The 26,147-nt window shown below is 71.5% G+C and carries 25 protein-coding genes; 11 read left to right on the forward strand and 14 right to left on the reverse strand.

Features of this window, described 5'->3' with window-relative positions:
- Positions 1-45 precede the first annotated feature (45 nt).
- Complete coding sequence (locus tag ORV05_RS23065) at positions 46-213, forward strand: hypothetical protein (protein ID WP_268754106.1); 168 nt, start codon at positions 46-48, stop codon at positions 211-213.
- Between the two features lie 55 nt (positions 214-268).
- On the opposite strand, the gene ORV05_RS23070 is transcribed toward ORV05_RS23065, so the two are convergent.
- Positions 269-742 (reverse strand): RrF2 family transcriptional regulator, encoded by a 474-nt coding sequence (locus tag ORV05_RS23070; RefSeq protein ID WP_268754107.1) that lies wholly within the window; start codon positions 740-742, stop codon positions 269-271.
- An 87-nt stretch (positions 743-829) separates the two neighbouring features.
- Here ORV05_RS23070 and ORV05_RS23075 point away from each other — a divergent pair, with 87 nt between their 5' ends.
- Complete coding sequence (locus ORV05_RS23075) at positions 830-1,570, forward strand: SDR family oxidoreductase (protein WP_268754108.1); 741 nt, start codon at positions 830-832, stop codon at positions 1,568-1,570.
- A gap of 170 nt (positions 1,571-1,740) precedes the next feature.
- A complete protein-coding gene (locus ORV05_RS23080; protein WP_268754109.1) occupies positions 1,741-2,454 on the forward strand; it encodes a VIT1/CCC1 transporter family protein in 714 nt (237 codons plus the stop codon).
- Positions 2,455-2,713: 259 nt separating this feature from the next.
- On the opposite strand, the gene ORV05_RS23085 is transcribed toward ORV05_RS23080, so the two are convergent.
- The 7 genes from ORV05_RS23085 to ORV05_RS23115 form a co-directional block, all read right to left on the reverse strand.
- Positions 2,714-3,103, reverse strand: coding sequence for a VOC family protein (locus ORV05_RS23085; protein WP_268754110.1), 390 nt, complete (start codon positions 3,101-3,103; stop codon positions 2,714-2,716).
- Positions 3,100-3,447, reverse strand: a complete 348-nt coding sequence (locus ORV05_RS23090) for an ArsR/SmtB family transcription factor (RefSeq protein ID WP_268754111.1) — start codon at positions 3,445-3,447, stop codon at positions 3,100-3,102. Before ORV05_RS23090 ends, ORV05_RS23085 begins: the two co-directional genes overlap by 4 nt.
- Positions 3,448-3,468: 21 nt before the next feature.
- Complete coding sequence (locus ORV05_RS23095) at positions 3,469-4,620, reverse strand: cation:proton antiporter (RefSeq protein ID WP_268754113.1); 1,152 nt, start codon at positions 4,618-4,620, stop codon at positions 3,469-3,471.
- Between the two features lie 37 nt (positions 4,621-4,657).
- Positions 4,658-4,897, reverse strand: coding sequence for a hypothetical protein (locus ORV05_RS23100; protein ID WP_268754114.1), 240 nt, complete (start codon positions 4,895-4,897; stop codon positions 4,658-4,660).
- Positions 4,898-5,030: 133 nt separating this feature from the next.
- Positions 5,031-6,200 carry an alkaline phosphatase family protein gene (locus ORV05_RS23105; protein WP_268754115.1) on the reverse strand — a complete coding sequence of 390 codons (1,170 nt, stop codon included), beginning with the start codon at positions 6,198-6,200 and terminating at the stop codon, positions 5,031-5,033.
- A gap of 223 nt (positions 6,201-6,423) precedes the next feature.
- Positions 6,424-8,781, reverse strand: a complete 2,358-nt coding sequence (locus ORV05_RS23110) for an alkaline phosphatase family protein (RefSeq protein WP_268754116.1) — start codon at positions 8,779-8,781, stop codon at positions 6,424-6,426.
- Positions 8,782-8,996: 215 nt separating this feature from the next.
- A complete protein-coding gene (locus ORV05_RS23115; protein WP_268754117.1) occupies positions 8,997-10,493 on the reverse strand; it encodes a phospholipase D-like domain-containing protein in 1,497 nt (498 codons plus the stop codon).
- Positions 10,494-10,517: 24 nt separating this feature from the next.
- On the opposite strand from ORV05_RS23115, the gene ORV05_RS23120 reads away from it, so the two are divergent.
- Positions 10,518-10,703 (forward strand): hypothetical protein, encoded by a 186-nt coding sequence (locus ORV05_RS23120; RefSeq protein ID WP_268754118.1) that lies wholly within the window; start codon positions 10,518-10,520, stop codon positions 10,701-10,703.
- On the opposite strand, the gene ORV05_RS23125 is transcribed toward ORV05_RS23120, so the two are convergent.
- From ORV05_RS23125 to ORV05_RS23140, 4 genes are read right to left on the reverse strand one after another with little or no spacing between them, the layout of a single operon-like run.
- Positions 10,667-11,335: a response regulator transcription factor gene (locus tag ORV05_RS23125; protein ID WP_268754119.1), complete on the reverse strand. Its 669-nt coding sequence runs from the start codon at positions 11,333-11,335 to the stop codon at positions 10,667-10,669. The genes ORV05_RS23120 and ORV05_RS23125 overlap by 37 nt on opposite strands.
- 4 nt (positions 11,336-11,339) lie before the next feature.
- Complete coding sequence (locus ORV05_RS23130; protein WP_268754120.1) at positions 11,340-12,497, reverse strand: sensor histidine kinase; 1,158 nt, start codon at positions 12,495-12,497, stop codon at positions 11,340-11,342.
- A 14-nt stretch (positions 12,498-12,511) separates the two neighbouring features.
- Positions 12,512-14,095 carry a multicopper oxidase family protein gene (locus ORV05_RS23135; RefSeq protein WP_268754121.1) on the reverse strand — a complete coding sequence of 528 codons (1,584 nt, stop codon included), beginning with the start codon at positions 14,093-14,095 and terminating at the stop codon, positions 12,512-12,514.
- Entirely contained in the window at positions 14,092-14,571 is a 480-nt protein-coding gene (locus tag ORV05_RS23140; RefSeq protein WP_268754122.1) for a COX15/CtaA family protein, read from the reverse strand. Before ORV05_RS23140 ends, ORV05_RS23135 begins: the two co-directional genes overlap by 4 nt.
- A 211-nt stretch (positions 14,572-14,782) precedes the next feature.
- Between ORV05_RS23140 and ORV05_RS23145 the strand changes: the two genes are divergently transcribed.
- From ORV05_RS23145 to ORV05_RS23155, 3 genes are read left to right on the forward strand one after another with little or no spacing between them, the layout of a single operon-like run.
- Entirely contained in the window at positions 14,783-15,274 is a 492-nt protein-coding gene (locus ORV05_RS23145; RefSeq protein WP_268754123.1) for a hypothetical protein, read from the forward strand.
- Between the two features lie 36 nt (positions 15,275-15,310).
- Positions 15,311-16,549, forward strand: coding sequence for a sensor histidine kinase (locus ORV05_RS23150; protein WP_268754124.1), 1,239 nt, complete (start codon positions 15,311-15,313; stop codon positions 16,547-16,549).
- A complete protein-coding gene (locus ORV05_RS23155) occupies positions 16,546-17,172 on the forward strand; it encodes a response regulator (protein ID WP_268754126.1) in 627 nt (208 codons plus the stop codon). Before ORV05_RS23150 ends, ORV05_RS23155 begins: the two co-directional genes overlap by 4 nt.
- Before the next feature lie 175 nt (positions 17,173-17,347).
- On the opposite strand, the gene ORV05_RS23160 is transcribed toward ORV05_RS23155, so the two are convergent.
- Positions 17,348-18,310: an N-acetylmuramoyl-L-alanine amidase family protein gene (locus ORV05_RS23160; protein WP_268754127.1), complete on the reverse strand. Its 963-nt coding sequence runs from the start codon at positions 18,308-18,310 to the stop codon at positions 17,348-17,350.
- A gap of 352 nt (positions 18,311-18,662) precedes the next feature.
- Here ORV05_RS23160 and ORV05_RS23165 point away from each other — a divergent pair, with 352 nt between their 5' ends.
- Genes ORV05_RS23165 through ORV05_RS23180 form a run of 4 tightly spaced genes read left to right on the forward strand, consistent with a single transcriptional unit; the run spans position 18,663 to position 25,408 of the window.
- The gene (locus tag ORV05_RS23165) at positions 18,663-22,415 is read left to right on the forward strand and encodes a CHAT domain-containing protein (RefSeq protein WP_268754128.1); all 3,753 of its coding nucleotides are present in this window, start codon (positions 18,663-18,665) and stop codon (positions 22,413-22,415) included.
- A gap of 52 nt (positions 22,416-22,467) precedes the next feature.
- Positions 22,468-24,075 (forward strand): Hsp70 family protein, encoded by a 1,608-nt coding sequence (locus ORV05_RS23170; RefSeq protein WP_268754129.1) that lies wholly within the window; start codon positions 22,468-22,470, stop codon positions 24,073-24,075.
- A 10-nt stretch (positions 24,076-24,085) separates the two neighbouring features.
- Positions 24,086-24,745 (forward strand): hypothetical protein, encoded by a 660-nt coding sequence (locus tag ORV05_RS23175; protein ID WP_268754130.1) that lies wholly within the window; start codon positions 24,086-24,088, stop codon positions 24,743-24,745.
- A gap of 3 nt (positions 24,746-24,748) precedes the next feature.
- Positions 24,749-25,408 (forward strand): RES family NAD+ phosphorylase, encoded by a 660-nt coding sequence (locus tag ORV05_RS23180; RefSeq protein WP_268754131.1) that lies wholly within the window; start codon positions 24,749-24,751, stop codon positions 25,406-25,408.
- A gap of 34 nt (positions 25,409-25,442) precedes the next feature.
- Here ORV05_RS23180 and ORV05_RS23185 read toward each other — a convergent pair whose 3' ends face one another.
- Positions 25,443-26,072: a flavin reductase family protein gene (locus tag ORV05_RS23185; RefSeq protein ID WP_268754132.1), complete on the reverse strand. Its 630-nt coding sequence runs from the start codon at positions 26,070-26,072 to the stop codon at positions 25,443-25,445.
- Positions 26,073-26,147: the final 75 nt, after the last annotated feature.

The raw sequence follows: 26,147 nt of genomic DNA on the forward strand, positions 1-26,147 counted from the left end.
GTGGGGGAAGCACCGGGCCCGGCCATTGGCGAAGGAGGAGGGCACATGGGGTGGAAGATCCAGCACCGGCATCGCGAGCAGCAGCTGCCGTTCCCCGGCAGGGCCGAGGCACGGACCTACGCCGAACAGCACGGCGGGCTCGACCGCTGGTACCTGGTCCCCGCCCAGCACGAGCGGACGGGCACCCGGGAGGCCGCGCCGCGCTCCGCGTGATCTCTCCGATTCCCCGGCCCGACGGCTTGGCCTGACAGCCTCGGCCAGGGGGCCGCTACGAGGTGCCGGCCAGCCGGCGCCGGGTCCGAGCCGGAGCCGAGGGCGGCAGTGCGGCGATGATCTCGGCGAGTGAGGTCGCCGCGAGGCTGCGCCGCCAGGCTTCCTGCGCCTCGGCCATCTTCGCGGCGAGGATGCACGGATTCCGGCACTCGTCCGCGGGCAGTGCCCCCCGTCCCCGTTGCCGGATCTCACGGCACTCGTACGGCGAAGATGTGCCGTCGACCGCCTCCACGATCTGCAGGAGCGTGATCTCGGAAGCCGGCCGGGCGAGCCGGAACCCCCCTCGCGGGCCCGTCGTCGCGCTCAGCACACCGGCCCTGACGAGCGCCTGCAACTGCTTGGCGAGAGAGGCCGCCGGCAGGTCGAAGTACTGGGCCAGCTGTGCCGCCGAGGCAGTGGCTCCCGGCTCGAGCTGCGCCAGCGACGTGGCGCAGTGCAACAGCCATTCCGTACTTACAGGCAGCTTCATCGCTTCATCTTATCCAAGATATTGAGGATCTTTTTAGTCCGAGATATGCTCCCGCAAGTCAGCGCTCGAAGCAGAGGAGACAACACGATGAGAATCGCCGTAGCCGGCGCCACCGGGAACATCGGCAGCCTCACCGTCGCCGCCCTGACCGAGGCGGGACACGACGTGGTGCGCATCAGCCGCTCGCTCGGCGTGGACCTGTCGACCGGCGACGGCGTCGACGACGCCTTGACCGGTGTCGAGGCCGTCATCGACGCCACGAGCAGCACCGCCACCGATCGGGACGAGGCGGTGGCGCAGTTCGGTACCGCCACCCGGAACCTGCTCGCCGCCGAGGAGCGCGCCGGGGTTCGACACCACGTTCTGCTCTCGATCGTGGGGATCGCTCGCGTCGAGGGCAACGCGCACTACGCCGGCAAGCGGGAGCAGGAGCGCCTCGTGACGGAGGGCCCGGTGCCCTGGACGATCGTTCCGGCCACGCAGTTCCACGACTTCGCCGCGATGGTGGCGAGCTGGACCGAGCAGGACGGAGTCGCCACGATCGCACCACTGCTCGTGCAGCCGATCGCCCCCGCCGACGTGGCGGCCGTGCTCGCCGAGATCGCCACCGGAGCACCCCAGGGCCGTTACCGTGACGTCGCCGGCCCGGAGCCGCAGGACCTGGTGGACATGGCCCGGCGCACCAACGAGGCGCATGGCCACCCGGTCAAGCTCGTGCCGACCTGGTCGTCCCTGTTCGGCCCGGCGATGGCCGGCGAGGTGCTCCTGCCCGGCGAGGGCGCCCGCATCATGCCGACCACCTTCGACGAGTGGCTCGCCACGCAGTGATTGAGCACCGGGACCCCCGACGCCATCAACCCGCCCAGCACGAGCGGACGGGCAAGCGGGAGGCCACCCTGCCGTCGGGCCGGACGGCGAAGTGACCTTCTTCCCTACCTGACCGCGACCTGCCCGCCCTACGGTCCGAACCGTACGAACGGGACGGCCAGGAGCGTGGCGTGAGCTTTTTCGAAATGATGAACCCGCATGCGGAGACGCATCGGGCGGAGCACGCCGGCTGGCTGCGCGCCGCCGTCCTGGGCGCCAACGACGGGCTCGTGTCCACGGCGAGCCTGATGGTCGGGGTGGCCGCGAGCGGTACCGGCACCAGTGCCATCGTCACGGCGGGCATCGCGGGGCTGGCGGCGGGGTCACTGGCCATGGCCGCCGGGGAGTACGTGTCCGTCAGCTCCCAGGTCGACGTGGAACGGGCCGACCGGCTGAAGGAAGAACGCGAACTCGCCGAAGACCCCGAGGCCGAACTGGCGGAACTCGCCGGCATCTACCGGGAGCGGGGGGTTCCGGCGGACCTGGCCATGCAGGTCGCCGTCGCGCTGCACGAGACCGACCCGCTGGCCGCGCACCTGCGGGACGAGCTGGGCCACAGCGAGGTGACCACCGCGCGGCCGCTGCAGGCCGCCCTGGCCTCGGCCGCCAGCTTCCTCATCGGCGGGCTGCTGCCGTTTTTGGGCCTGCTGGCGCCGGGCGTGACGGCGAAACTGTGGGCGATCTTCGGGGTGACCCTGCTCGGGCTGGCCGTCGCCGGAGTGCTCGGTGCGCGCATCGCCGGGACCACCGTGCTCCGCCCCGCCCTGCGCGTGCTGATCGGCGGCGGGCTCGCGATGCTGATCACCGCGGGCGTGGGCCAGCTGGCCCACGTTTCAGGGGTCTAGCTCAGGTTCGTAAGGCGGTGGAGCCGCTGGCCGTGAAGGGTCCCTTCACAGCAGTGTTCGGCCCTAGGTTGTGTTTCATAAGCGGCGGAGCCGCTTGCTCTGGGTCGTCAGCTTGCACCGCTGCGGGTTCTGAGGTGGTTCCTGGCGAGGACAGCGCCGCCGTGGTGAATTGGCATTCATGAGAAGGCGATCCCGGAGCCAGGGACCGCCTCAGGTTCCGCCACCCGCACCGCCACGCAGGCCACTTCTAAAACAGGCTCTAGCCCGCCTGGTGGGTGATCTGGATGAGGTTGCCGCAGGTGTCGTCAAGCACGGCGGTCGTCACCGGCCCCATGTCCACGGGTTCCTGGGTGAACCGCACGCCGAGGCCGCGGAGCCGCTCGTGCTCGGCCTTGACGTCGTCGACCGCGAACGAGGTGTACGGGATGCCGTCGGCGACGAGCGCTTCCTTGAACGGCTTCACCGCCGGATGGGCGCTGGGTTCGAGCACCAGTTCGGTGCCGTCCGGGTCCTGGGGGGACACCACGGTCAGCCAGCGGTGCTCACCCAGCGGGATGTCGTGCTTCTTCACGAAACCCAGCACCTCGGTGTAGAACCGCAGTGCCCTGTCCTGGTCGTCGACGGGCACGCTCGCCAGATTGATCCTCATGCCGGTCCCCTCCTGCCGTCCGCGCCGGCGCCACTGCCGGTGCTGCCGCCGTCATCCTTGCCGCGCTGGCCGAGCCACCGCTCGACGATCGGTTCGAGCGGTTCGGTGTTGATGTAGTGGAACTTGTACCGGCCCTCGCGCCTGGTCTCGACCAGGCCCGCGGCCTCGAGCACGTCGAGGTGCTGCGAGATCGCCTGCCGCGACGAAGCGAGCCCGTGCCGGGTGATCAGCCGGGAGCAGATCTCGAAGAGCGTCTGCCCGTTCCGGTCGGTCAGCTCGTCGAGGATCGTCCGGCGCGTGGGATCGGCCAAGGCCTTGAAGACGTCTCCCACGCGACTCACCATAGGCAAGCAGTTACTTGCCTGTCAACGGGGAGACTCACCCTCCGTTCGCGCCTGCCTGCGCTGCGCGGCGCGGGCGGCCAGCCCGGTCACCATGACGCTGATCAGCGCGGCGGCCAGGACGGCACCGCTCTCCCCCGGCGTGAGCAGGTGCTCGCGGGTGCCGATGGTCACCGCCGCGATCGGCACGCCCAGCTGGGCACTCGCGAGCACCGCCAGGGCGAGGGGCTGCCGCGCCAGGACCGCGGCCGCGTGCACCAGCACCGCGCCCGCGGCCAGCAGGCCCGCCAGCCCGAGCAGTTTAGGTTCCACGGCCAGCGGGCGCAGGTCCAGCGAGGCACCCAGCCAGACGAAGAACACCGGGCCGAGGAACCCGTCGGTGACGGCGAAGAGCTGCCGGGCCAGGCGGCGCGGCTCCCCCTCCGCGGCCAGGGCCAGGCCGCTGACGAACCCGGCGAGCATCACCGAGATCCCGACCGCCTGCGCCAGCCCGCCCAGGACGAACAGCAGGATCAGCTGCGAGCGCAGTTCGAGGCCGAATCCGCGGACGATGCTGATCCGCTGCACCCGGGCGAGCAGGCCCCGGGCCCGCAACCACCGCACCCCGAGGAAACCGGCCGCTCCCGCGGCCAGCACCGCCAGCGCCCCCAGCGCGGCGGTCCCGGCCCGCCCGGGGTCCATCACCAGCGGGACCGCCACGATGCACACCGTGTCGGCCAGCGCGACCTGCACGATCGTGGCGACCACCGGGGTGCTGCGCAGCCCGGACTCGTCGATCGCCGGCATCACCAGCGCCGCCGAACTGGACGCCATCAGCACCGCGTAGAGCTCGCCGTGCCCCGTCCCGGTCAGGTACGCGACCCCGAACCCGGCGGGAACCGCGAGGATCCCGGCGAGCCCGGCCAGCCCCGCCCCGCGCCGCAGCCCACTGCGCAGCGCCGGGTGGCGCAACGGGACGTGGCTGCCCGCCACCAGCATGATCAACGCGAAGCCCACGGTGGCCAGGAAGGACAGGACCGGCTCCTCCGGCCGCACCCAGCCGAAGCCGGTGCGGCCGATCACCACACCGGCCAGCACCTCCCCGACCGCCACCGGGACCCGGGCGCGGGCGGGTGCGGCGAGCAGCGGACCGGCCAGCCCGACGGCCAGCACGACGGCAAGGCCGAACAGACTCATGCCGGAACCTTACGAGGCGGAACCGGCCCGGCCAGGCTCAGACCTCTTCCAAGGCCTCCCCGATCCCGGCCATCGCCCGGGACCAGTGCTGGTCGGACAGCAGGTGACCGGCCCCGATCACCGCGGCGACCGGCCATTCCACCACTCCGAACGCGGCCAGCAGGCCCAGCCCCGCGAAGTACGCGAGCCGGTCCGGGGGCGGCACGTGCACGACCCCCACCACCGGCAGCGTGATGCTAGGACCGATCCCTCCGGGACTCCCACTGTCTGTCGCCATGACCCCGAATACCACCCCCCGGCCGACTTCATGCGGCCCCGGCCCCGGCGGCCGAAAGCCGTGAAGGGCCCATTCACGGTCGGATCGACTGCGAAGGGGCCCTTCACGGGACAAACGGGACGGAAATCCTGGGTCAGTTCTCGAACAGTTCGGTCAGGGTGCCGGAGGTCCGCGGCGAGCAGGTGTTGGCCAGGCAGCCGAGGTGCCACATCCGCTCGAGGGTGGCGAGCACGGTGTAGTGGTCGGCCGGCTTGCCCGAACTCTGGTGCGGGCCGGCGTGCGAGTTGATCACGACCAGGGGCGCGTCACCGCCGCCGAGGACGGCACCGTTGGCGCCGACCGGGCTGCCGGGGCCACCCGAGAAGCCCGAGTAGTCGTTTTCGTCCCAGGCGATGACGATCTTGGAGTCGGAGTGCTTCCAGGTCTCGGAGTCCATGATCTTGGTGACCGTGTCGTGCAGGAAGCGGTCACCCAGCTGGATGGCACCGTGGTCCAGACCGCTGTCCGGGTAACCGCACTGCGGCAGGCCGATCAGCGCGGCGCTGCTCGGCGAGACGCCGTGCATGTCGTGGCACTGGTCCGGGCTGATCCAGACGAAGTTGGGCACGGTGTTCTTCGCCAGGTCGCGGTCGAGGTTGCCCTCCATCGGCACCACGTTGCTCAGGCGCGGGTTCCCGGGCGAGTTGATGTCCGAGAAGTACATGAAGGGGTTGTGCTTCTGCGCGTACAGCTTCACCGTGGTGCCGTTGATCGTCGGCGCGTACTCGCCCTCGAAGCCGGTCTGCGGCATCGACTGCAGGTACGCCTTCCACGACAGGCCGCGCGACTCCAGTTCGTCCACCAGGTTGCGGCCGGAGAACATGTGCGGCTTCGCGCTCGCGCTGGCCAGCTCGGCCGGGGTGAGCGAGGCGCCCGAGGTGGCGTCGCCCGAGTCCGGCACGAACTCCTCCGGGGCGCAGGTGACGTTCGCACCCGCCTTGCAGTCGTCAAAGATGCCCTGGAAGTCGCCGGAGAACATGGCGAGGTAGTTGGGCAGGCTGGGGTGGGTGACCCCGTGGAAGTTGGTCGCCACGTTGTAGCGGGCGGCGAGCTGGTTGGTGTAAGGCGCGTCGGCGGTGTTGCCGAGCACCTGGGACTCACCGTGGTTCTCCATCATGATGTAGAACACGTGCGAGGGGGTGCCCTCGTCCCGGCCGCCGGGTTCCGCGCTCGCCATCGTCGTTCCGGCGACGACACCCGCCGCCGTGACGGCCGCCGCCACCGCGGCCGCCGAAATCTTCCATTTTCTCGCAGACCAGCCCATGCCATATCTCCAGTCGGATCGGGAACGCACGTAGCCTGGCAACACCGACCGGCGGAATCCATGGTGGACAGTTGAATACTGGAGGAACCAACGGCGAACGACCGTCCACTTGATACGGTGAAAGCGGACGAAACCGGTCCATTGCAACAGAAATCGCCAAGGTGGCTTCCTGACAAAAAGGTGTGACGGCCGGAAAATCCCGGCCGTCACACCTTTTTCCCACTCAGCGAGCGGACAGCTGGTGCGCCTGACGGAGCAGCGCCTCGGCCCGCGCCTGTTCCGAGCGCAGCACACCGAAGTCCGGCGCCTGCCCGGCGGCCGCCCGGGACAGCTGTTCCTTGAGCACGGCGGCGAGTTCGTCCCGCTCCTCCGCCAGCCGGGTGAGGCGGCGCTGCTCCTGCTGGTAGGCCCGATCGTCACCGGCCGACCCGCCCGCCAGCGCGGCGGTGTCGGCGATCAGGGTGTCGGTGGCGAACGCGCCGACGCTGGAATTCAGCTGCTGGTACACCGCGGCCAGTCGTTCGGTCGCCTTCAGTGACGGCGACGGCGAGGCCAGCACCTGGCTGATCACCCGCCCGTCGGTCTGGTAGTCGTCGCTCAGCCGCGCCAGGTGCAGCAGCGTCGGGCGCAGGTCGGTTTCCTCCACCCAGGTGCCCACGGTACTGGCCTCGGGCACCGTGTGCGTCGAGTTCGGGTCGTGGGCTTCGTTGCCCCCGGCGGGATCCGGGCCGTCGACGCCCCGCGCCGCCACGCCGGGGCCGACGATGCCCGCCCAGGTGATGTCGATGTTCGGGGTGTAGTACCCGTGGTTCCACGCGTACCGGCCGAGCACGCTCACGTTCGGGCCGGAGGTCGAAAAGTAAAAGTCCGGTTTCGGGAACAGGGTGTACGTGGGTGTGCGCAGCGGATCGGCGTTGGACATGTGCAGGATCCGCTGCTCCACCGCGCCCGCCTGGTAGTCGACGACCTTCTCCCCCGCGACGCCCCGGTACGGGTCGTCGGCGGTCATCGCCGCGGTGTCGCGTTCCAGCTGGCGCACCGCGGGGTCGTCCGCCCTGGGCTGCCCCTGCACGTAGATCGAGGCGCCCTGCGGCTCTATGTCGAACCTGGTGCCGCTGCTCGCGGATCCCGCCAGCAGGCCGTTGATGTTCGCGGCCAGCTCGCCGACCTGCCCCGTGGCATAGTGGCACGGCGTGGCGACGCCGTCGCAGCCGGCGGGCGTGGGCTGGACCGCCCGTCCCACGTTGGCCCCGGCGAACTGGTCGTTCTCCTCCGAGCTGATCAGGAACACCGTGTTCTTCGGCGTGATGCCGTCCCTGCCGAGGCGGTCGAAGAACTTCGCGAACGCGTCGTCGTAGGCCTTGGCGTTGGCGGCGTAGCAGCTGTCACCGGGTGCCAGGGCGTATCCGGTGGCCACGGCACTTTCGGTGGTACAGCCGGAGGTGCCGGGCTTGCGCTCATGCAGGTCCGAAATGTACCCGTAGGTCACCGGGATCCCGCTTTCTTGCAGGGTGGCGAGGTAGGCCAGCGACTGGGACGCGGTCGGGTTGAAGCCCGGGAAGCCCGGTTTGCCCGTGTTGGCGTTGGTGATCGCCGTCCCGTCGAGGTCGGTGAGCTCTCCTGTGGCGTCGGTGACCGGGTAGCCGTTGCGCGTCAGCGACGGGGTGCCCGCCCCGATCCGCGGCGCGACGTACTTCGCCCCGAACAACGCCTGATAACCGGTGTACCCGCCGGGTTCGGTCGGCAGCGCGTCGGCGACGGCGCTCGGCGACGGGGCGGACTGCCCGTACTTCACGGCCGTGGCACCGGAGCAGACGGTGTCCCCCTGCGCACAGTGCACGGCGACACCGACGTAGTCCGCGGTCTCCGCGTTCTTGTAGGGCGAGGAGTCCGCCGTGTACTGGGCCACTTCGGGCGAGTTCGCGCCGAACACGGTGGGCAGGTCCAGCTTGGTGTTCTCCAGCACCATGTTCGCCGTGGAGAAGTCGCCGACCGAGCAGCCCGCGCGGGTGAACGGGACCCAGGGGGCCGGCGTCTGCCTGCCGCCTTCGCCGGACCTGCGCCCGTTTCCGTCCGAGTAGGCCATGGTGGGCGTTGTGTCGTGACCGGACGCCGGGCTCGTCGCGGTGTCGTAGACCGGGTCGGTCCAGTACGCGAAGGATCCGGCGGGATCGGTGGTGCCGTCGGGGTTGTACGTGCGATAGGAGTTCGACACGGGCTGGCCGTGACGATCGCCGTAGAGGCCTGTGTAGAGGGTGAGGCTGTCGTCGGCCGTGTGGGCGATCATCGGCGTGTGCACGTTGGACAAAACGGTCCCGTTGGACTTCAGGAAGTCCAGCAGATGCGGCATGCGCTCCAGATCGGACGGGACATTCGGGTTGTCCCGGAAGAAATGGACGTTGTCGAACACGATGCTGATCACGTGCTGCACGCCGTTGCCCAGCCGGCAGGTGCCCGGCGACGATGCCGGGCCCACCGCCGACGCACCGGCGGAACCGGTGACGGCACCCGCCACGACCACCGCCGCGGTGGCGACCAGCGCGGCCGTGCGGCGGAGCCGTCTTCCCGACTTCACTTCCATGGTCAACCCCTTGGGAGAGTTCTCTGGCAAAAGATCACGACAAGGATGGTGTGACGCTAACCCGCGGGCGGGGATACCAGAAGACTTCAGGGTGACTTCCCGATAACGGAAGCGGTGTCCTCAATGGCCTGGAGCACCTGTTCGGCCGCCGTCACTGCACCGTTCGGCGGCAGGGAAAAGCGGGCTTCCGCCGGGGACGGCGGAAGCCCGCGATCTCAGGCGACGTTGACGGCGGTGTCGTCGAGAACGAACGAGGTCTGCTTGGTGTAGTCCTCGCTGCCGGTGAACTTCAGCGTGACGCTCTGCCCCGCGTAGGCCGAGAGGTCGAAGGTGTGCTGGGTGTAGCCACTGGCGGCGTCGAGGTTGGAGTAGGAGGCCAGGGTGCCGAGGACCGTGCCGGAGCCGTCGAGCACCTGCACGGTCAGCGTGTCATAGGCCGTGGTCGTACTGGTTTCGGCCGTGTCGACGTGCAGCCAGAAGGCGAACTGGTAGGTCGTGCAGCCGCTGGGCAGCGTGACCGGCTGGGCCAGCGTGTCGGTGTGGGTGGCGCCGTAGCCGTCCAGCCACGCGTCCCACGAGCCGCCGTGCGGGGGTTCGGAGCTGCTGTTGCTGACCACGCTCGACGAAGCCGACCACGGCGAAGCGCTGCCGGTCTCGAAACCGGCGTTTCCGAGCAGCTGCGCGGAGGTGCATCCGGTGCCACCGCCGGTACCGCCGCCGGTTCCGCCGCTGCCGGTCGAGCCGAAGTCGGCGTTGAACGCGGACTCGATGCCGCTCACCACCCCGGCGTCGCTGACGATCAGGCCCAGTTCCCGGTTGTGGTTGAGCGAGTTGTCGGAGAAGTTCTCCGAGCCCTGGAACACCTTCGCGGTCGAGGTGCCGTAGTCGGCCACGATCGCCTTGGCATGGATGTAGTAACCGGTGCTTGAGGTGTAGGTCTTGATCTGGCCGCCCGCCGCGACGACCTGGTTGAGCTGCGTCGTGTAGGAAGAGTTCCGGTTCTCGGCGACCACGCGGACGGCGACCCCGCGCTGCGCGTCGGCGACGATCGCGTTGACGAGGGCGGTGTCGCCGAACTCCTCCTCTTCCACGTCCAGGCTGTGCTGCGCGCCGTTGATCAGGTTCAGCAGCTGAGTCTGGGAGTCGGTGGGTGACCAGACCAGGTCGTCCCCGTCCGAAGGGGTGATCGAGGTCTGGGCGAAGTCCGCGTTGAACACCGCCTCGATCGCCGCGACATCGTTCGAGTCGGTGTCGAAGACCCCGTAGTCGCGCGAGGTCGAATAGTAGGTCGAGTCCAGGTTCCCGGTGCTGATGTAGGACTCGGCACCGTCGACGGTGATCGTCTTCTGGTGGGTGTAGGTGAAGGCCGAAGAGGAGTACTCGACGGACACCCCGCCCGCCTGCAGTGCGCTGTAGGCCGCACCGTTGACGGAAGTGTGCTGCGCGTCGAGGATCACGCGGACCTTCACCCCGGCCTTCTGCCGGTTGACCAGGTCGGTGGTCACGGTGGTGTCCCGCAACTCGTACATCGTCACGTCGACTGACTTCGTGGCCGAGTTGATGAAGTTGTAGATAGCGCTTTCTCCCTGGTCCGGGAGGGTCAGCAGGGTGTAGGCGCCGGCGGCGTGGGCGGTCGCGGGCGCGATCACCCCGGCGGCCACCGCCACGCAGGCGGCGAGGGCGATCCGGAGACGGCGGGGAACGGTGCTCATTCAGGCTCCTGGCGAAGTGGTCGTATGAGCTGGACACTGATCGTCGCCAAGAACCACCGCGGAAAAGAACACACCAACGTATGGAGTGTTGGTGAACAATCGTCGCATCACGGGGATTTTTCCGGCAAGCCGGGTGAATTCGGCCACTTCGGATGCTCCACTGTGGACGGCGATCAGACCGAGGGGGTCTTCACCAGCCCGGACCGGTAGGCGAACACGACGAGCTGGGCACGGTCCCGCGCCCCCACCTTCACCATCGCCCGCGAGACGTGCGTCCGGGCGGTGGCGACGCTGATCACGAGTTCGCGGGCGATGTCGTCGTTGGTGAGCCCGTGCGCGGCCAGCGCGGTGACCTCGCGTTCCCGGTCGGTCAGCCGTCCGGCCAGCGCCGCGTCCACCGGCTCGCGGCGCGGCCCGGCGGTGAACTCCGCGATGAGGCGACGGGTCACGCTCGGCGAGAGCAGCGCGTCGCCGGCCGCGACCACGCCGACCGCACGGCGCAGTTCGGCGGGCTCCACGTCCTTGAGCAGGAACCCGCTGGCCCCGGCCCGCAACGCGGCGAACACGTACTCGTCCACTTCGAAGGTGGTCAGCACGAGCACGCGCACCCCGGCGAGCCGCTCGTCACCGCAGATCTCCCGCGTGGCCGCGATGCCGTCGAGCACCGGCATCCGGATGTCCATCAGGATCACGTCCGGCCGGGTGCGCCGCGCCAGCCCGACCGCGGCCCGCCCGTCCCCGGCCTCCCCCACGACTTCGAACTCCCCGGTGCCCTCCAGCAGCGACCGGAAACCGGCCCGCACCAGGGCCTGGTCGTCGGCGAGCGCCAGCCGGACGGTCATCGCTTCACTCTCCCAGCGGTAGGCGGGCGCGCACCGCGAATCCGCACCCGGGGGCCGGAACCGGTCCCGCCTCGAAACTACCGCCGGCCGCCCGCGCCCGTTCCCGCATCCCGATCATGCCGTGGCCGCCGTCCGGTACCTCCCCGGCCGCCGTGCCCTTGCCGTCGTCGACGACTTCCACCAGCACCGCCGCGTTTTCGCGCCACAGCCGCACCGTCACCGAGGCCGCCTCCGCGTGCCGCAACACGTTCGTCAGTGCCTCCTGGACGATGCGGTAAACCGCCAGCCCCACGGCGGCGGGAACCGCCGCTCCCGCGATGTCCTCGTCCAGAGTTACCTCCAGGCCCGCGGAGCGGGCCGTCTCGACCAGTCCGGTCAGCTGGTCCAGCCCGGGTTGCGGTTCCACCGGATCCGCGGGCGCGCGGTCGCGCAGGGCCCGCACGGTGCTGCGCAGCTCGGCCATCGCCTCCCTGGTGGCCGCCCGGATCGTGGTCAGTGCCGGACGCGCCCCGCCCGTCTCGCGATCCAGCGCGTCCAGGCCCGCCGCGGCCTGCACGCCGATGAGGGTCACGGTGTGCGCGAGCACGTCGTGCAGTTCCCGGGCGATCGCGAGCCGTTCCTCGATCAGGCGGCGCTCGCCCTCGGCCCGTGCCTCGAAGGTGATCCGCCGCAGCTGCTCCTCGGCGGCCAGGCGCCGGGATCGTGCCGCGTCGGCCACGGTCAGCACCGCCGTCATGCCGATCTCCGCGGCGAAGACGGCCGCGAGGTTGATCCGCTCGACATGCGGCGGAAGCAGCGGAAGGCTCGCCACGACCACCATCAGCACCGCGCCGAACAGCAACTCCGCGCGGCTGCGCCCAGAAGCCACCAGCAGGTAGCAGGCCACCATCATCGGCGTGGCGACCGCGAGCCCCGGGTAGCCGAGCACGTGGTAGAGCACGCACAGCGCGGTCGTACCCACGGCCACCCCGCGGGTCCATCGGCGCCGCGCGAGCAGCAGCGCCGCCGCGCCCACCGTGATCGCGTAGGCGCCCGCGGGCGGCGCCGGGAACGGATGTGCCGCGCGCAGTTCGGCCGCCACCCCGGCCAGCCCGGCCAGCGCCGCGGTGGCCGCCAGCGCGGCGTCGCCTGCGAAGAGCCGGGCCGGAGAGCCTGTTCCCATTCGCCCCTCCCTGTTCAGACCACGGTCACGGTGGCCATCATGGCCATGTCCTCGTGCTCGAGGTTGTGGCAGTGCAGCACGAAGCGTCCGCGATAGCCGGTGAACCGGACGATCACCTCGGCGGCCTCGGCGGGTTGCAGGTCGAGCGTGTCCTTCCAGCCCGCGTCGTAGGGACCCGGCGCCGCACCGTTGCGGGACAGTACCTGGAACTGGGCCAGATGCAGGTGCACGGGATGGTGGAAGTCGGTGACGAACCGCCAGATCTCCGTCGCCCCGAGCCGCGGTGTCACCAGTGGCCGGGCGGGATCGAAGAGCTCCCCGTTGATCCGCCACTCCCCTCCCCGGCTCTGGAAGCGGAAGTCGCGGGTGACCTCGGCCAGCGCCGGATCGAGGCCGGGCGACTCGGAAAGCCGGTCCGGGATCCGGCTGTCGTCGTGCACCGGACCGGTCACCCGGAACCGCAGGACCGCACCGGTGCCGCCAGAGCCGAACGCGTTGCGCACCGTGATTTCGTCACCCGCGCGGTACCGGGAGAAGTCGACGACCACGTCGAAGCGCTCGGCCGGGGCGATCTCCAGTGCGTCGTGCGCCACCGGGCGGGGTAGCAGACCGCCGTCCGAGCCGATCTGGACCAGGCCGCCGCCCCCCGGCGGCGGCGGGTCGAGGACCAGCCGGTAGCGGCGCGCGTTGGAGGCGTTGAGCAGGCGGAACCGGTAACGGCATGCGGACACCTCGAGCACCGGCCACGGTGCGCCGTTGACCAGCACCACGTCGCCCAGCACACCGTCCATAAAGGACGACTGAACGCCGGGGGTGGCCAGCAGGGTGGGATCGAGGGCGGGGTAACGGAAGGAACCGTCCTCGCCGAAGGACCGGTCGCAGATCATCAGCGGGATGTCCCGGTCCCCGCGCGGCAGGCCGAGCGCGTCCTCCTCGTCGTCGTGCACCAGGTGGAACCCGGCCAGCCCCCGCCAGACGTCCGGCGCGGTGAAGCCCATGCGGTGGTCGTGGTACCACAGCGTCGCGGCGCGCTGGTCCATCGGATAGTCGTAGTCGCGGTAGCCCACGCTCGTCGCCGCCAGCGGATCGTGCGGCATGCCCGGCATGCCCGGTATCCCCGCCATCGCCCCCGTGCCCGCGGGGTACACCAGGTCGGTGGGGAAGCCGTCGGACGCCGCGGGCACGTGCCCGCCGTGCAGGTGGTTGACCGTGGGCACCGGCAGTTCGTTGCGGCGGCGCACCACGGTGCGCCGCCCGCGGCGCGACACGAGGGTCGGCCCAGGGAAAAGCCCTTCGGCGCCCCAGATCTCGGTGCGCGTTCCCGGCACGATCTCCGGATGGGCGACGCGGTCGGTGAGGTCGTGGAAGTCCGCGTCCGGGTAGTCCGGATGCCGCGCGGGAGCGGGCACCGGCGGGATCGGCAACGGGACCCGGAAGGGCGTGGGCAGCGGAAGAAGGCTCGGCAGCAGGCTGCCCGGTTCCCGGGTACTGCCCAGAGTGGGCACGGCGAACCCGGCCACACCCGCGGCGGCGGCACCGGCGGCCAGGCCGAGGAGGCGGCGGCGGCTGAGCGCCCACCGCGGGGCGGCGCCGGTCATCGCCCGGTTCCCGCTGCGCGGCGCCCGAAGGGGCGGTCCTGCGGCTGGTGCGTGCACACCCACAGCGCGAGCCAGCAGGCCAGGCCGATGACCGTCACCCCGAGCGGGATGTGCAGGCCGAGGACCCGGCGGAAGCCCAGCGCGATCTGTGCCACGATGGCCGCGCTCAGCACGACCGAGGCCAGGGCGAGCGAGCCGGGGCCACGGCAGGCCCGCCAGGCGGCCACGGCCACGACGATGTCCACAAAGGACAGGACGCCGACCGAGGTCGCGTTGAGCTGGTGCAGGTTCAGCATCGGGTAGGCACCCGACAGGAAACGGCCCGCCAGTACCGCCTGCAGCACGGCGTCGAAAGCCAGCAGGCACAGCGTGCCGCGGAACAGCCACCACAGCAGCCGACCGCGGGGTTTCCGCGATTCGTCCCGTGGCGGCGCGCCCTCCCGCCGCTCGTCGATGGTGCCGGTCTCGGTCGGCATGCCGGTCCCCCTGTCGTTGAAGGTTTCTCGCGGCGAACAGCTTCGCCCGGTAAGCGGGCCCGGCACGTCCCCCGCACGACGGCTCCTGCGCTACGGGGGACCCGGTAGGGGTCGACGCCCGACTACGGCAGCCGCCGTAGGCGGACCGCTCTCCACCGATCGGTTGACTCGGGAATCAGCCGCGCGGTCGCCGAAGGGGACCGTGCGGTTCATGCGCACGCGGAGCCCGGGGCGGGACGCTGAAGCCACCACGACCACCGACCCTCTGGGGGAAGCCATGAACACCACCCGGCCCGGCGAAACGCACCTCGGCCAGCCCGGCGTGCAGCGCGCGTTCCGCGCCGTCAAACTCCTCATCGGCACCTACACCGCGGTCAGCGTGCTCACGCTCGTCGCCATCGTGGCGCTGCGCGGCCACGCCTCCGTGGTGAACGACGCGGTCTGGATCCGGGGCACCCTCGTGCTCGTGAGCTCCCTGCTCACGATGGCCTTCGCCCTGCGCGCGGCCCGCGGCTCCCGCGCCGCGTACCTGCGGTTGCGGATCGTCTCCGCGGTCATGGTGCTCGCCATCGCCGTGATCGTCGCCGTGCCCGGTCCCTTCCCGGTGTGGATGAAGATCGAGCAGGGCGGGTGCGGACTCGTGCTGGCCGGGGTCGTCGCCATCGTCTACGGAAAACGCCTTCGCGCGGTCTTCGCCCGGTGATCCGGGCTAGATTGCCTGAGGGGAGGTGAACCGCCGATGAGTGCTTCTCAGCCCGACCTGGAGCGGCGGTGGTACCCGGTGGTCACCATCGGGCCGTACCTGCTGCTGGCGGTCCTTGCCGCGTTCACCGTCGTGATGAAGCGCGCGCAGGGCGCCTCCCCGGCCGGTGACCTCGCCCTGTGCGGGCTGGCCGCCGCGTGGATGCTGTGGATGTTCACGCTGCACCCGGCGTGGCGGGACCGCCCGGCGGTGATGGCCACGTTCTTCACCGTGCTGATCGGCATCATCGCGGTGCTGGTGGTGCGGGCCCCGTGGTTCGGCTGTTTCACCCCCGCCGCCTACCTCTACGCGTTCCGGGTCCTGCACTGGCCGTGGCGGCTGGCCGGGGTGGCCGCCGTGGCGGTCGTCGCGGGCACCGCACAGGCGGCCGCGGTGGACAAGACCACCGCCGCCGGGCTGCTCGGCTACGGGGGCATCCTCGCCGTCAACGCGCTGCCCATGTGCGGTTTCGCCTGGTTCGTGTGGCGGAGCACGCAGTGGAACGACCAACGCGACCGGGCGCTGGCCGAGGTGCGCGAGGCCAACCGCAGGCTGGAGGTCTCGCTGGCCGAGAACGCGGCCCTGCACCAGCGGCTGCTGTCGCAGGCGAGGGAGGCGGGTGTGCTCGACGAGCGGCAACGGATGGCGCGGGAAATCCACGACACCCTCGCCCAGGGCCTCACCGGCATCATCACCCAGTTGCAGGCCGCCGAACAGGCCGGTCCCCACCGGGCGGAAGGACGCAGGCACCTCGATGCCGCGACGAAACTGGCCAGGGAAAGCCTCGTCGAAGCTCGGCGCTCGGTGCACGCCCTGCGCCCCGAGCCGCTCAGCCAGGCGGGGCTGGGCGAAGCGCTGGCCGCCGTCGTACGGAACTGGTCGGCACGGCACGGGATCGCAGCCGAGGCCGGCACGACCGGCACCGTGCGGCCGATACCGCCCGCGGCCGAGGACGCGCTCCTGCGCGCCGCGCAGGAGGCCCTGGCCAACGTGGCCCGGCATGCGGAAGCCGGCCGGGTGGGTGTCACGTTGTCCTTTTTGGATAGCGAGGTGGCGCTGGACGTGCGGGACGACGGCAGGGGCTTCGACCCGGCGGCGCCCGCCGCCGGGTTCGGCCTGCTCGCGATGCGGCAGCGGATCGAAGGGCTGTCCGGAACGGTGCGGATCGAATCGGAACTCGGCGCGGGCACGGCGATCTCCGCACGCGTCCCGCTCGCCAAGGAGGTGATGGCGTGATCAGGCTGCTGATCGCCGACGACCACCCGGTGGTCCGGGACGGGCTGAGCGGTATGTTCGCGGCCGACCCCGAGTTCGAGGTGCTGGGCGAAGCCGCCGACGGCGCCGAAGCCGTCCGGCTCGCCCATGCCCTGCGGCCGGACGTGATCCTGATGGACCTGCGCATGCCGGGAATGGACGGGGTGGCCGCGATCGGCGAGCTCGCCCGGCGGGGCAACGACGCCCGGATACTGGTCCTGACCACCTACGACACCGACGGTTACGTGCTGCCGGCGATCGAGGCCGGGGCGACCGGCTACCTGCTCAAGGACGCGCCCCGCGACGAACTGCTGCGGGCCGTGCGCGCGGCGGCGCAGGGCCAGTCCGTGCTCTCCCCCGCGGTCGCCGCCCTGCTGATGAACCGCGTCCGCGCCCCCGGCCCCGAACCCCTGAGCCCGCGCGAACGCGAAGTCCTCGCGCTGGTGGCGGACGGGAAGACCAACCGGGAGGCCGCCGCCTGCCTGTTCCTCAGCGAAGCCACGGTGAAAAGCCATCTGCTCAACATCTACGCCAAACTGGAGGTCGGCGACCGCGCCTCCGCGGTCGCCGAGGCCTTCCGCCGGGGCCTGCTCACTCCGCGCTGACCCGCCCCGGGCCTTCTCCCGGCTCGCCGAGGTCTCGCTACCCCGGCCGCCCGTTCCAGTAGAGGGTCCCCGGGGGTTCGAGGAACTTCCGGTCATCGTGCTCCTGCCGAAGCCGACCGTCAAAGCGCCCTCACGGCAACGCACGGCCCCTCCCCGGACCGAACGTCGCCGGGGATCAGCGGGTGGTCAGGGCAGCCTCGACGGCGCGGGCGATGCCGGTCGCGATGGCGGCCTGCCCCGCCGGGTCCGCGGCCGTCGCCGCATCGCGCGGGTTGCTGAGGAACAGGGGTTCGACCAGCGCACCGGGCATCCCGCTCGGCTCGTCGACCCAGCCCGGGGAAGCGGGCCCGAGCAGCATCAGATGCCCGTACGCCTCCCCCGCGGGGGTGATCTGCCCGCCGCCGGTCGCGGTGTCGTCCCCGATCCCCCGATCGGGGACCGGGCGGCCCGCCTCGGCCAGCGCCGCGAGGATGTTCTGCTGCAGCAGGGTCGCGAGCCTCTGGTTGGCCTGTGCGAAGGGCCGTCCGGTGTTGTACAGCGTGGTCGCGCCCCGGACGCTCGAGTCGGAGTAGGAGTCGAAGTGGACCGAGACGAGGGCTGCCGCGCCGGAGCGGTTGGCGCACCGCAGCCTGCCCTCCATGTCGGTGTGCTTGCCCCTGGTCGAGAATCCCTGGCCGTCGAGGTCGGCGGCGGCCAGCGGGAGGATCGACGTGTCCGTGGTGCGCGAGAGCACCACCCGGAACCCGTGCTGCCGCAACTGGGCCGCGGCGTCCAGCACCACCGGCAGCGTCAGGTCCTTTTCCGCGCCCTGGGAGCCGATGGCGCCGGGATCGGGCCCGCCGTGCCCCGCGTCGAGGAACACCGTCGTCCCCCGGTCGCCCGTCGTCGGCGGGAAGACCACGCACGCGCCGGGAGCGAATTCGCCGGACGAGAGCGGCGCGGGGGTCGCCGGTGCGCTGGACGGCTTCACGGCCACGGGAACCGGCGGAGCCGGAGCCGGGGCCGGAGGGTGATGGGCGGGCTGGCGCATCACCACCACCGTCGTGGCCACGCCGGCGGCGGCCAGCGCGAAGCACGGGGGAACCCACCACCACAGCCGCTTCGCCCGGCGGGTCGCGGGTGGCTCCTCGGCGGTCATCACGCCACCCCGGTGCTGCTCCGTCCGGGCACGCGACGACGGAGACACGTGCTCGTGACGGCCCATGGGGACAACTCCTTCGCGGGGGAGCTCGGGATTTCAGTCTCACGCCGGAGGACGGGAACTTCGCGGCGGAAACCCCATCGGGCGACCGTGCTCCACCTGACGGTGGACGCGGGAAAACCCCGGTACGCAACGGAATCACCGCCCCCGCGGGTTTCCTCGGCGGCCAAGGGATCCAGGAACACGGCCGCGGCGTCGTAGCGGTGTTCCTTCCCGGAGGTGAGAGCATGCTGTCCGCGACGTCTTGCGGTCACTTCGCGCCCGGGCACGCGCGGATAGAGTCGAACCGATGAGCCAGGACCGGATCGCGGGGCTGGGGGCCGAACTCGAGCGGGCGGTCGAGTGCGACGACGCGGAGGCGATCATCGAGGCCGGTGAGTGCCTGCTGCGGATCCTGCCCTCCGGCGACCCCCGCCGCGCCATCCCGCTGTACTACGCGGGTCTCGCCCGTGCCGTGCGTTTCGACGGTCCCGGGGGCGGCGCGGGCAAGGACCGCAGACGCGCCACCGCCTACCTGCGGGAAGCCCGGCGCCTGCTGCCCCGTGACCATCCCTGGCGGCCCCACGCCACCCTGCTCGCCGGGCTGCTGCTGTCCCACCGCCTGCTGCAGCGGTCCGATGGCGGTACCCGGCACCTGCCCGAGGCGATCGCGGCGCTGGAGGCCGCGCTGGACACCGTCGGCGAGGACCAGCCGGAGCTGCGCCTTCTGGTGCGCTACCGCCTCGCCATGCTGCTGGCGAAACGCTACCTCCTGTGCGGCGGGACGGAGGAGGACCGGGTGCGGAGCCTGGCCGAACTGACCGCGCTCGCCGAAGACCCGGCCGTGGACCGCGAGACCACCGACATCTGCAGGATCTTCGCCTCCCAGTTGGGCTTCCTCGCCGGGCTCCCGCCCGAACTCCGCTCCGGCGAGGTCACCGCCGAGCAGGTGGAACACCTGCACTGGCGGCTTCCGGCGACGCGGCCCGAAGCCGTGACGGAAGCGATGCGGCAACTCGAAGCCGTCTCCGGCGACACCATCGGAAGAACCGGCGTACCCAGCCCCCTGCCGATGCTCAGGGCACTGACGCGGATGCAGAAGTCCCTGGCGGACAAGAAGAACCTGTCCCCCGAGGAACTGGACGACGCGATCACGCTGATCGGCGAGGCGGCCGCGCAGGAAGAGCCGGGCACACCCGACGCGGCCGTCATCGCCGCCTTCGGTGCCGCCCTGCGGCGCGAACGGGCGCGGCGCGGCGGCGAGGATTCCGGCGCCCAGACCGCCGAAGAGCTCGCCACGCTGCTCGAAACCCTGGGTGAGCATCCGCTGCGCCCGGCGATCGAAGCCGTGCACACCGCCATCACCGCCGAGGGCAGCCTGCCCCACCAGCCGGAGGATCTCACGGCCCTGACCGGACGGCTCGAACGCTTCCTCACGAACATGCCCGAGGATCACCCGGTGCGGGTGAGGATGCTCATGCGGTTCGCGTCCGCGCTCGTCTTCCAGGCCGGGATCACGCGGTCCGCCGAGCAACTGGACCGGGTCCGCACGCTGGTACAGGACGCGCACGACCGCGGCACCCTGGACGAGGGCAGCCTGCCGATCACCACGTTCATCCTCAGCTGGGTCGACGGGATGCAGGGCACCCTCGAAACGGACGCCGACCGGCTGAACTCGGCCCTCGACCGGATGCGCGAAGCGGCGAATGTGCTGCCGGACGGACACGAGCTGCGGTCGCTCCTGGGCGTCGCGGTCGGCTCGCTGCTGTCGCAGCGCTATCTGGCGACCGGGAACCTGGAGGACATCGACGCGATGTCCTACTACGCCGGCCGGCTCCCGGCGGACCTGCCCGCCGACCGGCAGTGGATTCCCCGCCAGCTGGCCGCGATGACGAAGTTCGCGCGCAACCAGAACAAGCTCACCCCGCAGCTGATCGACGAGCTGATCGCCGAGTTCGAAGAGGCCGACCGGCTGGCCCCGGACGAGCAGCGGCGGTGGACCGGCGGCGGCCGCCTGGCGGCCTTCCTGCGCCTGCTCCGCGGCGCGGTCACCGACGAAGGCGCCCGGTTCCCCACCTCCGGGAGAGAACTGGCCGAATTCCGGGCCGCCGCCGAGATGATCGCCCACCAGGAACCCGCACTGCTCGACCGGAGCGGCGACGAGGGCATGGCGCTGGTCGGCGCGGCCTTCGCCGCCCGCGACCGGCGGCAGCTCGACCGGGGCATCACCCTGCTGGCCCGCCGCGCGGCCGGTCCGTCGCTCGCCGCGTTCGAGCGGCTGCGGGTGCTGGTCGCCCTCGGCAACGCCTTCCGCATGCGTCACCTGCTCACGGGCAGCCCGCGCGATCTCGACAACGCCGTCTCCCGCTTGGAAGAGGCCCGCCTGCTGGCCCTGCGGGAGCCCGCGGTACCGGACTCGGCGGTGATCTTCAACGCGCTGGGCGACGCCTACTTCGCGCGCGCAGATCCCCATCGGCGGGACGCGCGGCGCGCGGTCACCGCGGGCCTGGACGGCCTGCGCCTGCGCACCCAGGAAGTCCTGCTGCAGTCCGGGGCCGGGCGCGGCCTGACCGCCGCGCGCTCCGCGGAGGGCGAATCGGCCCAGGTGACCCGGTGGTGCCTGGCCGCGGGCGAGCCCGAGGCGGCGGTGCGGGCCCTCGAACTGGGCCGGGCCATGGTGCTGCATTCGGCCACTGTGGACGCTGGAATTCCCTTGCTGCTCAGGGAGAACGGTCATCACGACCTGGCGGGCGAGTGGGAGGACGAAACCCGGGAGTCGCCCTGGGACGTGACGGGCGGCGACGCCCTGCCGCTCGACTCGGCGGCGCTCGAGGTGCCCAGCGATCTGCGCCGCCGGGTCCTGCTCGCCCTGGAACACACCGAGGCGGAGCGGGGCATCCTCCTTCCCCCCGACCCGGCCGCGATCGCGACGGCGCTGGACCGGGCCGGTGCCGGGGCGCTGGTGTACCTGCTGCCGCGCGACGACCACGGCGACGGACTGGCGGTGCTGGTGTGCGCGCACGGGGAGATCCGGCACCTGCCGCTGCCCGGGCTGGGCGCCGAGCCCGGCGGGCCGCTGGAGAATTTCGAGCGGGCACAACGGGAAGTGCAGCGCGATGAAGGCGCGTGGCCGGACTGGGAGGCCGCGGCGGGGGAACTCGGCGCGTGGGCGTGGGAAACGGCGATGGGCCCGGTGCTCGCCGAGTTCGGAGCCGGGGTGCCCAGGCGGCCCCCGCGGCTGGTCCTCGTCCCGGTGGGACGGCTCGGGGTGGTGCCCTGGCACGCGGCGTACCGGCCGGTCCCCGAGGGTGTGCGCTACGCCTGCCAGGACGCGATCCTGTGCTACGCCTCGTCCGCCCGCCAGTTCACCGACAGCGTCGGGCGGGAAACCCGGCCGTGGCCGGAAAATCCGGCGCTGATCGAGGTCGCGGGCAGCGATCTCGTCTGGGCCGCCGAGGAAATGGAGGAGATCCGGCGGCACTGCTATCCCGGCTGCGTCCACCTCGGGAGCGACCCCACGGAGGTGATCACGCCGGAACGGGTACTGGCGCTGCTGCCCGGAGCGGGCGGTCCGGGTGCCTCCGTGCTCCATTTCGGTTGCCACGCCAGGCGGACCGACCCGCCGATCGACTCCTACCTCAGCCTGGACGGGGAAGCGAAACTCCCGGTCCGCGACATCCTGCGCCAGGCCCACGCCCGGCCAGCCGGGGCCGCGGGCGGGCTGGTGGTGCTGGCGACCTGCGTCAGCGATCTCACCGAGGACGCGCACGACGAGGCGCTCACCCTGGCCACCGCCTTCCTCGCCGCGGGCGCGGCCGGGGTTCTGGGTGCCCGGTGGCCGGTGCGGGACGTGCCGACCGGACTGTTCATGATCATGTTCCATCACTACCTCAACTCCGGATATCCCGATCCGGCCACCGCGCTGCGCGCCACCCAGCTGTGGATGCTCAACCCGCGGCGGCGCCTGCCGCCCGGTGTCGGCGGCCTGCTCGCCGACGAACTCGGCACCCATCCGCTCGACGCCCCCGTGAACTGGGCCGCGTTCACCTACCAGGGCCAGTAGGCCGGTAAGGGAGTGGGCTCCGATACGAACTCCAGAGAAAGGCAGACCAGTCATGTCCCCGGACACGCCCTTCGGGATCGACCTCGGCACCACGCACTCCTGCATCGCCTACCTCGACGAGGCGGGCAAGCCGGTGATCGCCCAGAGCGCCATCGGCGAGGACACCACCCCGTCGGTGGTCTACTTCGAAGCCGCGGGAAAGGTCACGGTGGGCACCGCGGCCAGGGACGCCGCCCTGCTGGCACCGCACCTCGTGGCGCAGTTGACCAAGCGCATGATGGGCCGCCGCAAGACCGCGGGCACTTACCACGGCAAGGAGTACGCGCCCGAAGAGATCTCCGCGCTCATCCTCACCGAACTCGCCAGGGCCACCCGGGAAGGCACCGGTCTCACCGTGCGGGACGTGGTGATCACGGTGCCCGCCTACTTCGGGGTCGCGGAGAAGGAGGCGACCCGCCGCGCCGGGGAGATCGCCGGGTTCACCGTGCTCGACGTGCTGGCCGAACCGGTCGCCGCCGCCCTGCACTACCAGGCCGTCACCGGCGGGGAAGGCACCCGCCACGCGCTGGTGTGCGATCTCGGTGGCGGAACCTACGACACCACGGTGATCCGGATCGAAGGGGACGACATCCGGGTCGTGTGCACCGACGGCGACGCCGCGCTCGGCGGCGCCGACTTCGACGCCCGCGTCCGCGACCACCTGCTCGCGGTGTTCGCCGAACAGCATCCGCGCCTGGACCCCACCGCCGACGAACCGTTCATGCAGGATCTGCAGACCACCGCCGAACAGCTGAAGAAGGAACTGAGCCGCGCCCAGTCCCGGCGCACCGACCTGCGCTTCGCCGGGGCCGTGGCGCGCGTGGAACTGACCAGGGAGAAGCTGGAAGAGCTCACCGCCGACCTGCTGGACCGCATGGTGGAGATCACCGCGCGGACCGTGGACCTGGCCCGCCGCAAGGGAGTCGACCGGTTCGACGAGGTCCTGCTGGTCGGCGGCATGTCGAAGATGCCCGCCGTCTCGGCCCGGATCACCGACCGGCTCGGGCTGCACCCCCGCCACCACGAACCCGATCTCGCGGTGGCGAAGGGCGCCGCGCTGTTCGCGCTGCTGAACCGCGCGCGCTCGGGCCCCGCGGACGCGGTCGCCGACCGGCTGAACCTGCCCGCCGAGGAGGTGAGGTCGCTGGCCGCCAAGAAGGTCACGACCGTGCTGCCGCGGGCGTTCGGGGTCAAGGCCATCGACCCTCGCGACCCGCTGGCGAGGACCAACCCGCTGGCCGCCCGGACGATGATCGCGCACCTGCTGCCCGCCAACACCCCGCTGCCCGCCGACAGCGGGCCCTATCCTTTCGGCGTGGCCACGGACAACCAGCGCATGGTGGAGATCGAGGTCTGGGAACAGACCAGCCCGCACGAATCCGAGGAACTCGCCGACAACGCGCTCATCGGCCGCGGGCTGCTGCGCAACCTGCCGCCCCGGCCCGCGGGTTCCCCGTTCGAGGTCACGTTCTTCATGTCGGAAACGGGAAAGCTGACCGTGCGCGCCGAGGAACCCTCCTCCGGCGCGCAGGTCCGGTTCGACCTGCAGATCGGTGGTATGGACCAGGCGGCGGTGGACGCGGCGCGCGCCGGGATCGCCCGGCACACGGTGCGGGGCTGAGGAGGCGCGGATGGGCACCAGGGAGGCGCTGGACGCGCTGGTACGGGCCTGGGACGACGTGCGGTCCCGGCTGAGCGCGGAGGAACTGGCGCAGGTGGAGGGCATGGTCCGGGAACTGGCCGCGGAGGGCCTTCCCGCGGCGCTGACCAAGCGGTCGGCCGACCTGGCCCGGTACCTGGCGCGGCGGCTGCCCGCCGACCATCCCGTGCGCCGCGCGCTGGCGGACGGCGGCACGCGCCTGACCGGCCCGGCACGGGAGGCGCGGGAGCTCACCGGCTGGTTCGCCACCCGTGACTCCCTGCGGTCCGCCCTGCTCGGGAACCGGACGCCGACCGCGGAGGAGGTGCGGCGGGAAGCCACCCACTGGCTCCTCGCGGCGGAAGCTTTGTCCGAAGCCGAAGTCCGCGCGCGCGGCTGGGACCCCGCGGGCGAGGACCTCATCCGGCTCGATCGGGACGACGGCGGCAGCCAGTGGCCCGCCTTCCAGTTCGGCCCCGGCATCATCGGCCGGATCAACCGCATCCTGGACGCGGCGGGCGACCCCTGGGGCGCGGCCGACTGGTGGCTGGGCGAACACGCCCGGCTCGGAGAAGCCCCGGTGCGGTTGATCGGACGGGTCGACGACGAGGTCCTGACCGAAGCCGCCCTCGACGAGCGAGCGGAGGACTGAGCCATGCCCGACTACGACCCGCCCGCCGAGTTCGACGGCACACCCCACCGGTTCCTGCTGCCTCCCGACAGCCTGCTGTGGCACGTCCACCCGAAGACCCGCAAGGCCACCGAGTTCACCCCGTACCGCCCCGGCCGCCGCCACGCGGGCCGCTTCGACGGCACGGAGGAGGACCCCTACCCCGCCTACAACGCGGCCCGCAGCGCCCCCGCCGCGCTCGCGGACGTGCTACTCGGCAGCATTCCCTCTCCCACCAAGGGTTTCCGCACGCTCCGGCGGGTCGGCGTGGCCGGCCTGCGGCTGAGCCTCGTCCTCACGGCGGTCGAGCTGAGCCTGGTCACCCTCTGCGACGCGACCGACCTCAACGCCGTCGCCCAGGACGTGTGGCTGATCCGCGCCGAAGACAGCGACCTGCCGCGAGTGCGGCGCTGGGCGAGTTGGGTGCGCAAGCAGGCGCCGTGGGCGGAGGGCTTCCTCTGGCCGCCCAAACGGGACCCGGGCAGGCACTGCGTCGTGCTGTTCGGCGACCGCTGCGACTCGGGGGTGTTCCAGCCGAACGCCCAGCACGAGGTGGACCTCGACGACGAGTTCGGCGCGGCCTACCTCAACGGCATGCTCGCCGAGTACCGCGTCTGGATCGCCCCACCCCGCCCGCCACGCTAGGGCCTGGGTACTGCCGCGCTGGGGGTGCGTCTCGTCAGCTCGGGGAGAGCACGCTGGTGCTGGTGGGTGTCTCCGACCGGAAGCTGTGCCCGAGCTGCGGTCCCAGCCCGAAGTAGTGGCGGAAGTTGTAGATCAGCGGACTCCACCGCGCCGGGTCGACGTGCTGCGTTCCCGGGACGATCAGCTCGGGCGCGCAGTGCACCCGCAGCACCTTGGCCTCAATGATCAGGAAGTCGCCGCCGGCGTCGGACCGGACGGCGGCCGCGCGGGCCTCGAGCTGGATGGGGCACTCGGCGAGGCGTGGCGGCCGGACCAGTTCGGCGGGCTCCGGCCGGAAACCGGCGGCGGCGAACTTGTCCGGCTCGTACCGGAACCGGTCGCGCTTGGGCTCGGGTACCGGGTCGGCACCGGTCAGCGGCGCCAGCCGTTCCACCGCGGCCCACTGGGCGGGGCCAGGCAGGTTGATCACCAGCTCCGGACGGGCGGTGAGGTTGCGTGCACCCTGGCCGGTGGGAGCCAGCCCGAGCACCACCACCTCCCCCAGTGCCCAGGCCGAAGACATCGGCGTGATGTTCGCGGATCCATCCGCGTTTTCGGTGGTCAGCAGCGCGACCGGGGTGCCGAAATACAGGACGCTCGGCGTGATGGCGATGTGTTCGATCACGGTCGCCAGGCTAGGCACGGCACGTTTCGGCGGGGGCCGAACAGTCCGGCGGGCGCTCCGCGGAGTGTCCTCAAC

This window comes from Amycolatopsis cynarae, from assembly GCF_026802195.1.
GTDB lineage: Bacteria > Actinomycetota > Actinomycetes > Mycobacteriales > Pseudonocardiaceae > Amycolatopsis_E > Amycolatopsis_E rhizosphaerae.

What these genes read in the sequence shown, in the direction of transcription:
- ORV05_RS23065 (WP_268754106.1), top strand. Translation starts at nt 46, where the DNA reads ATGGGGTGGAAGATCCAGCACCGGCATCGCGAGCAGCAGCTGCCGTTC.
- ORV05_RS23125 (WP_268754119.1), bottom strand. Translation starts at nt 11,335, where the DNA reads ATGACCGTCCGGCTGGCGCTCGCCGACGACCAGGCCCTGGTGCGGGCC.
- ORV05_RS23085 (WP_268754110.1), bottom strand. Translation starts at nt 3,103, where the DNA reads ATGAGGATCAATCTGGCGAGCGTGCCCGTCGACGACCAGGACAGGGCA.
- ORV05_RS23090 (WP_268754111.1), bottom strand. Translation starts at nt 3,447, where the DNA reads ATGGTGAGTCGCGTGGGAGACGTCTTCAAGGCCTTGGCCGATCCCACG.
- ORV05_RS23135 (WP_268754121.1), bottom strand. Translation starts at nt 14,095, where the DNA reads ATGACCGGCGCCGCCCCGCGGTGGGCGCTCAGCCGCCGCCGCCTCCTC.
- ORV05_RS23175 (WP_268754130.1), top strand. Translation starts at nt 24,086, where the DNA reads ATGGGCACCAGGGAGGCGCTGGACGCGCTGGTACGGGCCTGGGACGAC.
- ORV05_RS23110 (WP_268754116.1), bottom strand. Translation starts at nt 8,781, where the DNA reads ATGGAAGTGAAGTCGGGAAGACGGCTCCGCCGCACGGCCGCGCTGGTC.
- ORV05_RS23120 (WP_268754118.1), top strand. Translation starts at nt 10,518, where the DNA reads ATGAGCTGGACACTGATCGTCGCCAAGAACCACCGCGGAAAAGAACAC.
- ORV05_RS23070 (WP_268754107.1), bottom strand. Translation starts at nt 742, where the DNA reads ATGAAGCTGCCTGTAAGTACGGAATGGCTGTTGCACTGCGCCACGTCG.
- ORV05_RS23160 (WP_268754127.1), bottom strand. Translation starts at nt 18,310, where the DNA reads ATGACCGCCGAGGAGCCACCCGCGACCCGCCGGGCGAAGCGGCTGTGG.
- ORV05_RS23140 (WP_268754122.1), bottom strand. Translation starts at nt 14,571, where the DNA reads ATGCCGACCGAGACCGGCACCATCGACGAGCGGCGGGAGGGCGCGCCG.
- ORV05_RS23180 (WP_268754131.1), top strand. Translation starts at nt 24,749, where the DNA reads ATGCCCGACTACGACCCGCCCGCCGAGTTCGACGGCACACCCCACCGG.
- ORV05_RS23150 (WP_268754124.1), top strand. Translation starts at nt 15,311, where the DNA reads ATGAGTGCTTCTCAGCCCGACCTGGAGCGGCGGTGGTACCCGGTGGTC.
- ORV05_RS23145 (WP_268754123.1), top strand. Translation starts at nt 14,783, where the DNA reads ATGCGCACGCGGAGCCCGGGGCGGGACGCTGAAGCCACCACGACCACC.
- ORV05_RS23165 (WP_268754128.1), top strand. Translation starts at nt 18,663, where the DNA reads ATGAGCCAGGACCGGATCGCGGGGCTGGGGGCCGAACTCGAGCGGGCG.
- ORV05_RS23075 (WP_268754108.1), top strand. Translation starts at nt 830, where the DNA reads ATGAGAATCGCCGTAGCCGGCGCCACCGGGAACATCGGCAGCCTCACC.
- ORV05_RS23105 (WP_268754115.1), bottom strand. Translation starts at nt 6,200, where the DNA reads ATGGGCTGGTCTGCGAGAAAATGGAAGATTTCGGCGGCCGCGGTGGCG.
- ORV05_RS23100 (WP_268754114.1), bottom strand. Translation starts at nt 4,897, where the DNA reads ATGGCGACAGACAGTGGGAGTCCCGGAGGGATCGGTCCTAGCATCACG.
- ORV05_RS23115 (WP_268754117.1), bottom strand. Translation starts at nt 10,493, where the DNA reads ATGAGCACCGTTCCCCGCCGTCTCCGGATCGCCCTCGCCGCCTGCGTG.
- ORV05_RS23130 (WP_268754120.1), bottom strand. Translation starts at nt 12,497, where the DNA reads ATGGGAACAGGCTCTCCGGCCCGGCTCTTCGCAGGCGACGCCGCGCTG.
- ORV05_RS23095 (WP_268754113.1), bottom strand. Translation starts at nt 4,620, where the DNA reads ATGAGTCTGTTCGGCCTTGCCGTCGTGCTGGCCGTCGGGCTGGCCGGT.
- ORV05_RS23170 (WP_268754129.1), top strand. Translation starts at nt 22,468, where the DNA reads ATGTCCCCGGACACGCCCTTCGGGATCGACCTCGGCACCACGCACTCC.